The sequence below is a fragment of the Peribacillus sp. NPDC101480 genome (genome assembly GCF_050277335.1).
GTDB lineage: Bacteria > Bacillota > Bacilli > Bacillales > DSM-1321 > Peribacillus.
Window position 1 is genome coordinate 762,162 of the sequence record NZ_JBNNSB010000002.1, and the last position, 13,411, is coordinate 775,572.

The 13,411-nt window shown below is 38.2% G+C and carries 12 protein-coding genes; 4 read left to right on the forward strand and 8 right to left on the reverse strand.

Annotated elements, in window-relative coordinates; genetic code table 11:
- Positions 1-112 precede the first annotated feature (112 nt).
- The 6 genes from ACQKMF_RS11050 to ACQKMF_RS11075 all read right to left on the reverse strand — a co-directional run bounded on the left by ACQKMF_RS11050 (position 113) and on the right by ACQKMF_RS11075 (position 5,938).
- Positions 113-1,444, reverse strand: a complete 1,332-nt coding sequence (locus ACQKMF_RS11050) for a CitMHS family transporter (protein WP_427573120.1) — start codon at positions 1,442-1,444, stop codon at positions 113-115.
- 206 nt (positions 1,445-1,650) lie between these two features.
- A complete protein-coding gene (locus ACQKMF_RS11055) occupies positions 1,651-2,814 on the reverse strand; it encodes a CaiB/BaiF CoA transferase family protein (RefSeq protein ID WP_402941950.1) in 1,164 nt (387 codons plus the stop codon).
- A gap of 123 nt (positions 2,815-2,937) precedes the next feature.
- Positions 2,938-3,855, reverse strand: a complete 918-nt coding sequence (locus ACQKMF_RS11060; RefSeq protein ID WP_427573122.1) for a hydroxymethylglutaryl-CoA lyase — start codon at positions 3,853-3,855, stop codon at positions 2,938-2,940.
- Positions 3,842-4,516 carry a GntR family transcriptional regulator gene (locus tag ACQKMF_RS11065; RefSeq protein WP_101221517.1) on the reverse strand — a complete coding sequence of 225 codons (675 nt, stop codon included), beginning with the start codon at positions 4,514-4,516 and terminating at the stop codon, positions 3,842-3,844. Before ACQKMF_RS11065 ends, ACQKMF_RS11060 begins: the two co-directional genes overlap by 14 nt.
- Positions 4,517-4,874: 358 nt before the next feature.
- Positions 4,875-5,516, reverse strand: coding sequence for a hypothetical protein (locus ACQKMF_RS11070; protein WP_427573125.1), 642 nt, complete (start codon positions 5,514-5,516; stop codon positions 4,875-4,877).
- A 176-nt stretch (positions 5,517-5,692) separates the two neighbouring features.
- On the reverse strand, positions 5,693-5,938 hold the full coding sequence (locus ACQKMF_RS11075) for a DUF1450 domain-containing protein (protein ID WP_157830942.1): 246 nt from the start codon (positions 5,936-5,938) through the stop codon (positions 5,693-5,695).
- 240 nt (positions 5,939-6,178) lie between these two features.
- On the opposite strand from ACQKMF_RS11075, the gene hppD reads away from it, so the two are divergent.
- The 4 genes from hppD (at position 6,179) to ACQKMF_RS11095 (ending at position 10,806) form a co-directional block, all read left to right on the forward strand.
- Entirely contained in the window at positions 6,179-7,300 is a 1,122-nt protein-coding gene (gene hppD, locus ACQKMF_RS11080) for a 4-hydroxyphenylpyruvate dioxygenase (protein WP_427573127.1), read from the forward strand.
- 61 nt (positions 7,301-7,361) lie between these two features.
- A complete protein-coding gene (locus ACQKMF_RS11085; protein ID WP_427573129.1) occupies positions 7,362-8,306 on the forward strand; it encodes a hypothetical protein in 945 nt (314 codons plus the stop codon).
- Complete coding sequence (gene fahA / locus ACQKMF_RS11090; protein WP_427573131.1) at positions 8,303-9,598, forward strand: fumarylacetoacetase; 1,296 nt, start codon at positions 8,303-8,305, stop codon at positions 9,596-9,598. Before ACQKMF_RS11085 ends, fahA begins: the two co-directional genes overlap by 4 nt.
- A gap of 50 nt (positions 9,599-9,648) precedes the next feature.
- On the forward strand, positions 9,649-10,806 hold the full coding sequence (locus ACQKMF_RS11095; RefSeq protein ID WP_230178300.1) for a homogentisate 1,2-dioxygenase: 1,158 nt from the start codon (positions 9,649-9,651) through the stop codon (positions 10,804-10,806).
- A 435-nt stretch (positions 10,807-11,241) separates the two neighbouring features.
- Here the strand turns inward: ACQKMF_RS11095 and ACQKMF_RS11100 are convergent, their stop codons facing one another.
- Entirely contained in the window at positions 11,242-11,763 is a 522-nt protein-coding gene (locus ACQKMF_RS11100; RefSeq protein WP_427573133.1) for a hypothetical protein, read from the reverse strand.
- Between the two features lie 536 nt (positions 11,764-12,299).
- A complete protein-coding gene (locus ACQKMF_RS11105; protein ID WP_427573135.1) occupies positions 12,300-13,364 on the reverse strand; it encodes a sulfite oxidase in 1,065 nt (354 codons plus the stop codon).
- Positions 13,365-13,411: the final 47 nt, after the last annotated feature.

A 13,411-nucleotide genomic window follows, 5' to 3' on the forward strand; every position in this document is an offset into this window, starting at 1 on the left:
ATCTGGCCCCTGCATACAACTGCCACGGTTCCTTCCCTTATATGTCTCCACATTTACAGCTACCTTTGGATTGTCCTCCTTCTCTCCAATGATTTTGTTTAGAATTCATTTTTTAGAAAGAAATCGTCCCTGAAATCACTCCTACGATGATATAAATAAGCAATATCCCTAAAGACCACTTTGCTGCATATTTATGAAGATCACCTAGGCTGATACCCGTTATGTGAATCAATAAATAAACAGATGCTACGAGCGGACCCATGATACCAAAAGGAGTGCCGTACAATGCAGCTGTTCCCATTGATAAAGTATCAATGCCGTAAGTAGAAGCAGTTTCAGCCAGGACTGGCAAAATCCCAAAGTAGAATCCATCAGGACCAATTAAAAAGATGGCAGGTGCACTGACAACCGCTGTTATTAAAGCCAGATATGGACCAAGGTCTGTAGGGATAATTGAAACAATCGAATGTGCCATAGATTCAGAAATTGGAGTACCTTTGAAAATCCCTGAGAAAATCCCAGCAGCAAAAACCATCGCAACCACTGCTATTGCATTAGGTGCATGAGCGGCGACCCGATCTCGTTGATCATTTAAGACTGGATAATTAATGAGTAGTCCTAGTGCTGTACCAATGATAAAGAGTACGGCAGCAGGTAACCATTCAAGTACAATGGCAACCATGATAACTATTGATACAAGGAAATTGATCCAAATTAATTTGGGACGCTTAATGTTTGTGTTTTTTGGTGGGATATTTTCTATTGTAGCGCTTTCAATTGCAGCATCTATTATTCTAGCTTCAGGTATAGAATAAGATTCGGTATTTTCCTTTTTATATCTAGCTCTTTCTTTCAAACCGATAAAATAAGCAACGGTAATAACATATAGCAAACTTACAAGCATTCCAGGCAACATTTGAAGATATAATTCCGTTGGATTAAGGTTTAACACACTCGCTACGCGGCCAGCAGGTCCCCCCCACGGAACAAGTGTTGTGATACCAATTTGCATGATTGTAATGGAGGCCAATATGATAGGACTGATCCCCATTTTTTTATATAGAGGAAGAAAAGCCGTTACAACAATCATCATCGTCGTGGATCCATCACCATCAAATCCTATTATTCCCGCTAACACAGCAGATCCTACGATAATCTTTAGTGGATCTCCGTTAGCTAACTTTATAATCTTTGAGGTTAATGGATCGAATAACCCTGTATCTACCATGACACCAAAATACAAAATGGCAAATAACAAAAGAATTGCGGTAGGCGCTACATTTTGAATACCTTCCATTATCAATGTCCCTAATTCTGGTCCAAATCCTCCGATTAAACCAAATATGATAGGTACAATCGTTAGGCCAATAAACGGAGATATACGTTTTGACATAATCAAAAATAAGAAGGTACAAATCATAGCAAATCCTAAAATAGATAACATAAACTTAGTTCCTCCCCAAGGTTCGTTATTGGTACCGCTTTCAAATATGCCTGGAAATTTACTGTAACCCTCTCTTTTTTTCTCAGGTCAGAAAAGAAGCATTATAACCCCCTTTTATCTTAAAGATTTTCATTCCCTGTTTACCTGTGTAAGCCGACAGACAGGCATGACATGTTATAAGGTTTAGCTAGCAAGAATAAAGTAAACTATTTTTGTTGATTCAATTTTTTTCCCCCAAGGACTTCTTCGTTATGTTGTCCTAGTTCAGGACCAATCCATTCAATGCTGCCTGGAGTTTCAGATAGTTTTGGTACAATTCCTGGAACTAGTACCTGCTCCCCATCCGGCAAAGTGACCGTCTGAAGCATATCACGTGCTTGATAATGTTCATCCCTTACAATATCTTCAATATTATAAATAGGCCCAACCGGCACACCAGCCTCATCTAATATTTTTTGCACTTCTTTTTGTGAGTGTTTCCTAGTCCACTCTTCAATGACTTGATCTAGATATTCTGCATTTTCAGCTCTGCCATTATTGGTTAAATAAGTCGGATTTTCCGCAAATTCTGGCCGTCCTATCGCATGTGCAAATCTTTTGAAAATACTATCGCTATTTGCCGCAATGACGATATATTTACCATCTGCACATATATAGGTATTTGAAGGAGCAATTCCTTCCAAGGTAGCACCTGTTCTTTCTTTTATTATTCCTTTTAAATCGTATTCTGGCAGCACGCCTTCCAGCAAAGAAAATACCGCTTCAGTTAGAGCGACATCCACATATTGTCCTCTTTTTAATGGATCGTTATCTCTCGCTCTTAATGCCATTAACGTACCATTTACTGCATATAAACCTGCTATAGAATCACCAACTGCTAAACCAACTCGAACTGGGGGACGATCAGGAAATCCTGTCAGGTACCGAAGGCCACCCATCGATTCCGCAACGCTGCCAAATCCTACTTTGTTTCGGTAAGGGCCTGTTTGGCCATAACCAGAAATCCTTGTCATAATGATACTTGGATTAATTTTCTTAATATCTTCATAGCCAATTCCCCATTTCTCCAACGTTCCTGGCCGGAAATTTTCAATAATTACATCCGCATCTTTTGCTAACTCCCGAACCATCTCCTGTCCCTCTTCTTCACGAAGGTTAAGAGTTATGGATTTTTTATTTCTTGCATGCACGTACCACCACAGGGACGTTCCGTTATGCATCACACGCCAATTTCGTAAAGAATCCCCTTTATTGGGATCCTCAACCTTGATCACTTCAGCACCAAATTCACCAAAAATCTTCCCGGCAAACGGAGCTGCTACAAAGTTACCTAATTCTAAAACTTTAATACCCTCTAAAGGTTTTCTCATTGTATTCCCGCCCTTCAATTATTAACATATCCTACCTGTTTCCGAATTACCTTTTTAATTTTCTGAATATTCCAATAACGTATACAATCAACTATGTGGTTTTTCCTAATTTTGAATTTTACTTTATACTGTTTTTGTTAATCCTTTACTGTCTCCTAACAGTTGGGGAAATTCGGTATCTAATGTCGTTAAATGTTCCAAATCCAAACCTGTTTTGATATTCTGTTTTTCTAAAAATTTTACTACACGACTTGCCTGAATGTTCCCAGGAGATCCAGGAGCATATGGACATCCTCCTAGTCCAGCTTGGGCTACATCAATTAATTGAACACCAGCCTGTATCCCAGCCATAACATTTGCCAATCCGTATCCATAGGTATCATGCAGATGAAGCCCAATAGGAATATCCGGAAACTTCTCTACCAAACGGCTACAGTATTCATATACCTGTCTCGGCGTTGCTTTGCCGATTGTATCACCCAGGCCTAATTCGCAAACCCCATTATTAACGAGGTACTCTGCAATCCTTTCCACCTCTGAGTATGGTACGATCCCGGCAAACGGACAAACAAATGCCGTTGAAATTGCACCAATTGTTTTTCTACCCTCCTTAGTCGTTTCTTCAATTAAATCTTTTATTTCAATTAAAGATTCATTAGAACTCTTATTTAAATTTGCCTGGTTATGCTGTGTGCTCGCAGAGAGGAAAAAAAGCGCATTGTGAATCTTTGAATTTAGGAACCTGTCTAATCCTCTTTTATTTGGGACCAAAGCTTCATATTCTACTCCACGAGCCATTGGCAGATTCTGTCCTAATTCATCCGCATCTTTCATAGCAGGAACCCACTTTGGATGAACAAAGGAAGTGACTTCCAAACGGTCAAATCCTGCTTCAATTAAATTTTTAATTTTATTTATCTTTTGATCGGTTTCGACAAAAACAGGTTCATTTTGCAGGCCATCTCTCAATGTAACATCACGAATTTTAAGTTTTTCTGGAAAAATCATTTTTTTCACTCTCCTTTTATTAATATTCGTCATCCTTAACACCCGAGTACATGGAAACATAAAATTGATAATCACGTTGAATATGTGCCTTCATTAACTCCTCTGCAGCTTTCCCATCCTCATTTTTAATAGCATTCCATATCGCTTTATGTTCATCGGCACCCTCTTCTATTCTCTTTGGGATATTCAATACGGCATTTCGATAAAAAGAAATTAAGGAATTTAACTGATTCATCATTTTCATCAAATAAGGATTACCACTAGCCTCCACAATCAGGTAGTGAAATTGGCTGCTTAGGACCTTTAATTTTTCAAGCTCATTCTTATCAACCATGAGATTCATTTTATCAACTGAATCTGACAATTGTTTACGCTGTTTTTCATTCATACGTGAAGCAGCATAAAAGGCAGCTGTAGGTTCCAGGCTTAACCTGCATTCATAAAGATATTTAAAATCTGAAAAGGTTGCGCGGTATACTCTTACTCCGCCTCTTGGACTGACGGATACTAATCCTTCACTGTTTAACCTGCGGATCGCTTCTCGGATTGGACTTCTACTGACACCTGTTTCCTGAGAAACCTTTCCTTCCACGATTCGTTGTCCAGGTGGTATGTTGCCGCTTACAATTTGTTCATGTAAATATTCATATACTTGATTTTGAAGAGTTTGCGACTGTATTGTTTTTAACTTCATTTTTATCACACCCATAGTCATAATTTTCAGATAATGTATACAAAAAAATATATGTCTACCTCATCATAAATCAATTTGTTGTTTTTGACTATAGTGGATATTTTTTTCTGCAGCTTCATAACTGAAGACTCGATTTTTTTAAGTTGCACCTTCCCTTCACTGTGCAATTAGTGAATTAAAATCATTTAGTCACTAATTTCCACAATTTTTCTAAATGTTATTATAAGTTTCCCACCACTGCAAGCCTATACATTAAAGCATACATTCTGTAAAACGGCTAGCTTTCACCGCGTTAAAGTTAAATAGCTTTCTTTAATCAAAAATAAATGAATCTGCTGTCAGCATTATCACCTTTGTTTTAACTATCAAGATTCATTTGTACAATCTTAATGATTCCATCTTCATCAATGTCTATCTCAAATAAGCCATTTTTGGTTAAGAATATAGAATACGCAGTCTTACTAACCTTTTCATTGTTTATCTGTCGGATGGCAGAAGAAAATTGAATGATAAAATAATATAGATCTGTTCTGGTGGCATCCACTTCATTTATTAAATAATTCCGAAGATACATCATTTCTGTATTCGGAAATGTTTTATAAAAAAAATCGAGAGGATGGCTTTTTTGAAAAGCATCATCTGATGAGAAGTAAGTGACACGAGGTATACCATCAGCTGTGAACCCCGCCAATAAATAAACAGTTGCATAATCCTGTTCAGGATATAATTTTTGGAACATCTCCAATGAATTTCTAAATAATTTTTGAGAGTGTGCCTCGATTTCTTCAATTGAATTTGTTCCAAGAGAAAACATTTTTAGTTCCTCTATGCATATATCGATGATATTTTTAACACCCGCAAATGCAAAAATCACATTTTGATTTAATGCTATTACTTTTTTTTCATCATCACTGAAGTTTTCGGTTCCTCTATAGGTTATTCTTTTATCAGCCATAATAAATACACCATTTTCAAACTTTTTACCAATTAATGCAGTCATAATGAAATTCCCTTCAGAATAAAAATAAGGCCCTACTATCATGCATTTTGGAGTAGGGCTTACTTATATTTTATCATATATAGATTCCTTCTGAAGGTCTCAAGTTTCCGGACAGTAACAACTCTAAATATATAATTCTCGATCAAAACATCTATCAAATATATTTTCTTTCGGTTTTACACGATTTCCCCTAGTTTAATGTTAGCCACATATTGATCTATTTTTTTATAAAGTTCATCCGGATCGTCTGCGACAATGTTTTCACCATTTATAAGTGCGAATGGCTCCATCAAACATTGGCCGCAGTATAACAAGCACCTTTCTTCAATAACCTCCAAATCGGTTCGTTCAATTAATTTTCCCTTCATAGTTTCCAACTCGTCTTCGAAATTACATGGACAGAACTTTACGTTAATTTTCATGGCTAACTCCCCTTCGGTTTTTGTTGCCAACATTTTAATTGGATTAATCAAAAGTTTGCAAGAGTACACTCAAACGCATATTCGCTTTAACGGTTTAAAAGACTTATGCCATAAATACTAAACGCGTTAAAACACATATTTGCGCGATGAATTTTTATAGATTAAGATGTGAAACATTACAGAATCTAAATTTTGAAAATTCTGTTTCTTAAAGTTAAAAATGATAAAGGAGAGGTTAAAATGGCTGAAAAAATGGTAGCGTCACCTAAAACTAAAAAAGAAGAATTGTTCCCGGTAAAGAGTGTTCATTACGTAGAAATCTATACAGGAAACGCAAAGCAGGCTGCTTATTACTATGCGAAATCTTTCGGTTTCAAACTTGTAGCATATAAAGGATTAGAAACAGGTTCCCGTGACCGTGTATCTTACGTAATGGAACAGGGCGCTATCCGATTGATTTTAACAGGTACCCTATCAGACAATACAGACGTTGCCGAGTTTATAAAACTTCATGGCGAGGGTGTAAAAGATATCGCCCTCCTAGTAAAGGATCTAGAAAAAACATATGCTGGTGCGATCGAACGAGGTGGCATCGCTCTACGGGAACCATGGGTGGAAGAAGATGAAAACGGCAAGGTAAAAAAAGCGATATTAGGTACATATGGGGATACAATTCATACGCTTGTAGAATCAGTCGATTATAAAGGCGTATTTATGCCAGGGTTTGAAGCTCGCGAGAACACCCTTGAATCTCAACCAACCGGATTAATTGGTGTTGACCACCTCGTTGGTAATGTGGAAGTTATGGAAGAATGGACAAACTATTATGAAAGTGCATTCGGTTTTACTGTTCTGAAGCATTTTGATGATGAAGACATTTCGACAGAATACTCTGCTCTAATGTCAAAAGTCATGATGAATGGAACAGGACGCATTAAGTTCCCAATTAATGAGCCTGCGGAAGGAAAGCGAAAGTCTCAAATTCAAGAATACCTAGATTACTATAATGGACCGGGCGTTCAGCATCTAGCCCTTTTGACAAACGATATCATCGGCACGGTGGCTGCCCTCAAAGAAAATGGTGTGGAATTTTTAAACACCCCTGAGACTTATTATAAAGAACTTGCCAATCGTGTAGGAGATATTGATGAAGATGTGAAACGACTTCAAGAACTTAATATTCTGGTCGATCGTGATGATGAAGGATACTTGCTTCAAATCTTTACTAAACCACTTGTTGATCGTCCAACACTGTTTATCGAAATCATACAGCGTAAAGGTGCACTTGGATTCGGCGACGGAAACTTTAAAGCATTGTTTGAATCGATTGAACGCGAACAAGAACTTCGCGGAAATATTTGATTTGGAACGGTCATACCGTTGTCTCTCGCGGTATGGCCTCCTTTAATAGGAGGTGTTGAGGTTGTTGTTAACAAAAGTAAATGTAAAGTGGAGAGAAGAAGCGGTCAGTCATTTTATGACAGAACTCATTGATTATGCAGGTCTATTTCCACCGGCTGCACTTCCGCTTCCAGAAGCTATTTCAAATTTTCATGCATACATCCATGATTCGGACAGCTGGATGCTCGGCCCGTTTGTTATTCCTGCTTCAAGATTGAGTGAACTTAAACCATATAAAGCTCTATTTAATGACAAATATCCACTTCGGTTATCTGTTATTTTTACGAAATTCGAAGAAATCGAAACCGAAATGGAAGCTATTCGTCATTTTTTAGAAACATATAAAACAGCTGGAACCATACAAGCAATAGAATTTCCGCTTCCAACACAGGTTAATTATTCATTCTTGGAGAATCTTGAAAAACAAACTGGGAGTTATCCCATTTATTGCGAAATGAAAGGAACGAATGATCAATTTCTAAACACATTGGATACTATCCATTCGATTAACCAAAAATCCCTAAAACGTATAGGTATCAAAATGCGCATGGGTGGAATCACGGCTAATTTGTTTCCTACAGTCAATCAAGCAGCATTCGTTATTCACGAATGCCAGAAACGAGAACTGCCACTTAAATTCACAGCTGGTCTGCACCATCCGATACGCCAGTACCGAACGGAAGTTAAAACACGCATGCATGGTTTTGTTAACGTATTTACCGCTTCTATTATGGCATATAGCCGTTCGGTTAATTCAGCAACCATTCAAGCCATTTTGCATGATGAAGACCCAACTAATTTTTCATTTACAACAGACTCGCTTTCCTGGCGCGATTTGACAGTCAGTTCGGCCGAAATCATCAAAGCACGCAGTTTCTTTGCAGCTTCCTATGGAAGCTGCAGCTTTAATGAGCCTCGGGAGGAACTAGGGGAGCTTACTATTTTTCATGGGGAGGCAGTAAGATGAAACATTCCTTTATTGAGACAACACCAGAATCACATTTTCCAATTCAAAACTTGCCATACGGCATTTTCCAAAAAAACGGGCAAAGCCCCCGTGCCGGTACAGCCATCGGTGATTATGTTCTTGATTTATCTGTAATCGATGAGGTTGGCTTGCTAAGTGGGACAGGTGCAGAAGGAAAAAATGTCTTTTCCTCTTCCTCACTTAATCAATTTATGTCACTTGGCCGTCCGGTTTGGACTGCTGTACGTAACAAACTTCAATACCTTTTGGATTCGAAAACGTCTGTACTACGAGATAATGAAGAGCTTCGTTTTAAAGCGTTTCACCCATTGGCAGATATAGAGATGCTTCTGCCAGCAGATATTGGAGACTATACAGATTTCTATGCCTCCAGAGAGCATGCAACCAATGTGGGGACAATTTTTAGAGGAAAAGACAATGCCCTCATGTCAAACTGGACACATTTGCCGATTGGATATCATGGAAGGGCAAGTTCGATCGTTCCAAGTGGTACCCAGGTGCGGCGTCCTTCGGGACAGCGCAAACCAAAGGATGCAGATTATCCAGTATTTGGACCTTCGATACAGCTTGATTTCGAACTAGAGATGGGCTGGTTTATTGGACCCGGCAATACTCTTGGGGAACCAATTCCAGTTAATCAGGCTGAAGATCATGTTTTCGGGCTCGTTCTAGTAAATGACTGGAGTGCACGTGATATACAAGCATGGGAGTACCAGCCTCTTGGTCCATTTCTTTCTAAAAACTTTGCTACATCCATTTCGCCTTGGGTTGTGCCGCTAGAAGCACTGGAACCTTTTCGTACTGCAGGACCGCAACAGGATCCAGAGCCGTTTCCCTACTTGCAGCAAAAAAAAGATGGGGCATTTAATATTAACCTCGAAGTTCATTTGACACCAGAAAATACAGAACAAGCAACTAGGATTACGAATACAAACTTTAGCTATATGTATTGGTCAATCGCTCAGCAAGTGGCTCACCACACCATTACAGGCTGTAATATGCGTCCCGGTGACATGCATGGATCTGGAACTATCAGCGGTCCAAGCCGTGAAGAACGAGGCAGCCTCCTTGAACTTTCATGGCGCGGCACAGAACCGCTTCAACTTAAAGGCGGGGGCGAACGATGCTGGATTGAGGATGGGGACAAGTTGACCATCAGTGGCTGGTGTCAAGGAGATGGGTATCGAATTGGATTTGGTGAAGTAAGCGGTCAAGTTTTGCCAGCCCTTTCGGAGGCAAAGATTTTAGGTACCCATAAAGTGAAGATGTAGCAACTAATCTACTAAATATAAAAGATAGTTACATGGAAGGAGTTTTGGCAATGACACATTATGTTAAAATGGGTCGCATTCCTCATAAACGTCATACTCAGTTTCGTCAGGAGGACGGAAGCCTGTATTATGAACAATTGATGGGTACGAAAGGTTTCTCTAGTATTCAGTCACTCATTTATCATATCAATCAGCCAACACAAGTAAAAAAAGCTCAAAAAATCCGCGATGTCCGTTATGAATATGAAGAAAAAGATGCATTAAAACATCGTCATTTCCGGACATGGAATACGGAAGTTGGCGGCGATTTTCTTGAATCTCGCAAAATTTTCATGGCAAACGATGATGTAGCACTTGGCGTTGCACGCCCTAACCAGCAAATGAATTACTTTTATCGAAACGGTGAAGGTGATGAAATGTTGTTTGTCCATGAAGGAAAAGGCAAAATCGAAAGTATTTTCGGTGAATTAAGCTTTGGGCCAGGTGACTACCTCATCATTCCGATTGGCACAACGTACCGCGTCGTCTTGGAAACAGAAGAAGCTCGCTTTTTCATCCTTGAATCTAATTCATCAATCGTACCGCCAAAGCGCTATCGCAATGAGTTTGGACAACTTCTTGAGCACTCACCTTATTGCGAACGTGATTTCCGGACACCAGAAAAACTGGAGCCTAAAGATGAAAAAGGAGAATATGAAATCAGAGTGCGGGCACAAGGCATGATCACATCCTATACGTATGATTTTCATCCGCTTGATGCGGTTGGATGGGATGGTTATCTCTTCCCTTATGCGTTCAGCATTCATGATTTTGAACCAATAACCGGACGCGTTCATCAGCCACCGCCAGTACATCAGACGTTTGAAGCACATAATTATGTCGTATGTTCATTTGTACCACGTATGTATGACTATCATCCAGAAGCCATCCCTGCTCCATATGTCCACAGCAATGTGGAAAGTGATGAAGTCCTATATTATGTGGATGGTGACTTTATGAGCCGCCGCGGCATTGAAACAGGATCGATTACCCTTCATCCAAGCGGTTTACCACATGGGCCACATCCTGGCAAAATTGAAGCGAGTATCGGTAAAAAAGAAACGCGTGAATTGGCAGTCATGGTCGATACATTCCGTCCGCTGTATATCGTAAAAGAAGCACACGCTATAGAAGATGATGCGTATATGAGCAGCTGGCTGCCAAAATAATAGCTAAGGTTTCTTTACCATTTTTGTACCTTTGATAACAAACCATGAACGATCTACTCCCCTAGGCAGATCAGTTCATCACAATATCATTCATGAAATAAAGCCGGAGCATGAATCTAGCTCCGGCGCTTTTGTTGTCATAATGGTTCTTCAGCAAGTCTGCGACTTTTTATACTATGATGAGAACTCTAAATTTCCTAAACTGGACCAAAAATCAACGGTTATATACAAGAGTATGATTTTTTAATTCATTCACTTTTATCCATATAAGCCCTCACATTAAAAAAACGCCTTTTTGGGCGTTTCAGGCAGTAGTTCAAAGAATTAATTCATTGCCATTTATTTTTCAACTTCTGACCTTCCTCAAAAGACATTTATCTATCATTTTCAATGAATTACTCTTTAAATCCAATTCATAAGTATTTAATACCCAAGTTAATCTTCCATATTGTAATAATTCATTGTTTCTAACTCATTTTTCTCATTAAACCTTGGTGGTAAAGTATAAGACAAAGCACTCTTTACCGATACTATTTTTTCATTATCTACATAATACAGATAGCCTACCTTTGTGTTACAGTCCAATTGATCTGAAACAATCACGATATCAGGATAAGATTTGGATATTATAGGAAAAACCGTTCTTTGGGTTTGGTTATAAGGATAATCCTTTAATATAACGGACGTCGTTTTTATATCTTTTTCACCTTGTTTTTGAATTAGAAAACTATAATTACCCACAAATACTTCATCGCCTGTGCTGCAAAGGTAATAGTCTGTCTTAGTTTCTTTAGGAGCAAAAAAATAAACATTATAACTAATCCCTTTAGTATCTTTAACTCTAAACAAAACTCTACTTTTTTCAGAAATATTAATTTCTGTTGCATAGGAGTAAGTTTGAAGGTGTAAATAAGTAAAAAGAAAAACTGCTATAAAAAATATTCTTGTTAACTTCATTGGGTCACTCCTATTAAAATAACTAACTATTGCTGTATTTTCAACAATGCTTTTTGGTCCCAAAATAATTTCACATTTAAAATGAATTACGAAATGTCGATATCGCAGCCCTCCTATAATTTAATATTTGGAGACATGAGAATTCTATACTGCTTTTCACGCACATCTCAACTTCTCAACTAACCAGCTAAATAGGCTGTCAATTCCCTTATTCAGTACTTAATTGACCATGCCAAATAACCCTCCAAAACTCTTTTGGTAGGGTGTTTCCCTGTAAAACAAAACCGTTATTTGGCCAAATCCAGGAACGGCTTTTCTCATTATCATTAACGCCTTTTACCACTGAAGGAGTTTCTTGCTACGGAAGCGAGCGACTCTTTGTCCGATGTTCCTGGTAATTTTCAACGATTAACTAAATTGATTTAACCAATTTCAAAGATAATCACGGCTGATTTTTTTCCTATAATCGATTGGATCACTTATATTTTTCTTAAATAATTTTTTCTCCCGTTTCTTTCCTTAAAATAAATTAATAGTCATTCTACCTTAACTTTAATTTGATCAATGGCATTATACCCATAACCTTTTTTATTCCAAAAAGGAAAATTCGGTTGAATTTGACCAAATGAATCTGTTGCTCTGGATTTAATCGTATACTCACCTTTTTCAAGTATAGTCCATTCAAATGACCAACTAACCCATCCATAATCAATATTCTGACGACGTAATATATCGGCGTTTCTCCATGTATAGCCACCATCAAGACTAATTTCCATCTTTGTAATTACTCCTTTTCCTGTCCATGCAATTCCTTTTATTAAATGCTTACCAGTATTTATAATTTCCATATCCAGCGGTTTTTGGATAGTCGAATTGATATTTATTGTAGTAACTGGAAATGCGCCTTGATCATTGTCTTTATTTGGATAATACACATAATCAATTGTTTGAAACGGCCCATTGAATGTAGAATCAATAACACTTATCTGCTTTATCCACTTAACGGATGCCATTGCATACCACTGCGGAACTATTAACCTAAATGGATAACCATGTTTAAAAGGAATTGGCTGGTTATTATATTCATATGCAATAATGGTATCTGGATGCAGTGCTTTCTCGATAGGCAAACTCCTGGTATAGGTATAAATCTCATCTAGATCTTTCCTATTTCCATAATCATAACCCTCCACGACAACTTCTTTTGCCCCTTCCCCTATTCCAGATAATTCAAGTAATCTTCGTAATGGTACACCTTTCCACCTACCTTGGCTAATAGCTCCCTTTCCCCATTGTTCTCCAAATATTTTAGGTTCGAAGAGATTACGCTTGTCACCCGAGCATTCAAGGACAACTTCCACTGTTTTTGATGGGTATTGAAGAATGTCTTGCATGGACAGTAGTAAAGGAGCGGATACTAACCCATTTATAGGGAGCCAATAGTTTGAATAGGAAAGAGTCGGATAAGCAAAGTGGTTCCTTCTATAAAATAATTGGTTTTCCATGCTATCATTATTGATGAAATGAATCGGTGTCTCCTGATTTTCCGGCTGCAAACTACGTGTCAATAAATAGGGTTTCACTTTATGTGGATTTGTCATAATTCCCCCCTAATTATAATGAATCATTATAGATGTATACGTTCGGT

Coding starts and splice junctions, on each gene's coding strand:
- ACQKMF_RS11050 (WP_427573120.1), bottom strand. CDS start 1,444: ATGTTATCTATTTTAGGATTTGCTATGATTTGTACCTTCTTATTTTTG.
- ACQKMF_RS11055 (WP_402941950.1), bottom strand. CDS start 2,814: ATGAGAAAACCTTTAGAGGGTATTAAAGTTTTAGAATTAGGTAACTTT.
- ACQKMF_RS11060 (WP_427573122.1), bottom strand. CDS start 3,855: ATGACGAATATTAATAAAAGGAGAGTGAAAAAAATGATTTTTCCAGAA.
- ACQKMF_RS11065 (WP_101221517.1), bottom strand. CDS start 4,516: ATGAAGTTAAAAACAATACAGTCGCAAACTCTTCAAAATCAAGTATAT.
- ACQKMF_RS11070 (WP_427573125.1), bottom strand. CDS start 5,516: ATGACTGCATTAATTGGTAAAAAGTTTGAAAATGGTGTATTTATTATG.
- ACQKMF_RS11075 (WP_157830942.1), bottom strand. CDS start 5,938: ATGAAAATTAACGTAAAGTTCTGTCCATGTAATTTCGAAGACGAGTTG.
- hppD (WP_427573127.1), top strand. CDS start 6,179: ATGGCTGAAAAAATGGTAGCGTCACCTAAAACTAAAAAAGAAGAATTG.
- fahA (WP_427573131.1), top strand. CDS start 8,303: ATGAAACATTCCTTTATTGAGACAACACCAGAATCACATTTTCCAATT.
- ACQKMF_RS11095 (WP_230178300.1), top strand. CDS start 9,649: ATGACACATTATGTTAAAATGGGTCGCATTCCTCATAAACGTCATACT.
- ACQKMF_RS11100 (WP_427573133.1), bottom strand. CDS start 11,763: ATGAAGTTAACAAGAATATTTTTTATAGCAGTTTTTCTTTTTACTTAT.
- ACQKMF_RS11105 (WP_427573135.1), bottom strand. CDS start 13,364: ATGACAAATCCACATAAAGTGAAACCCTATTTATTGACACGTAGTTTG.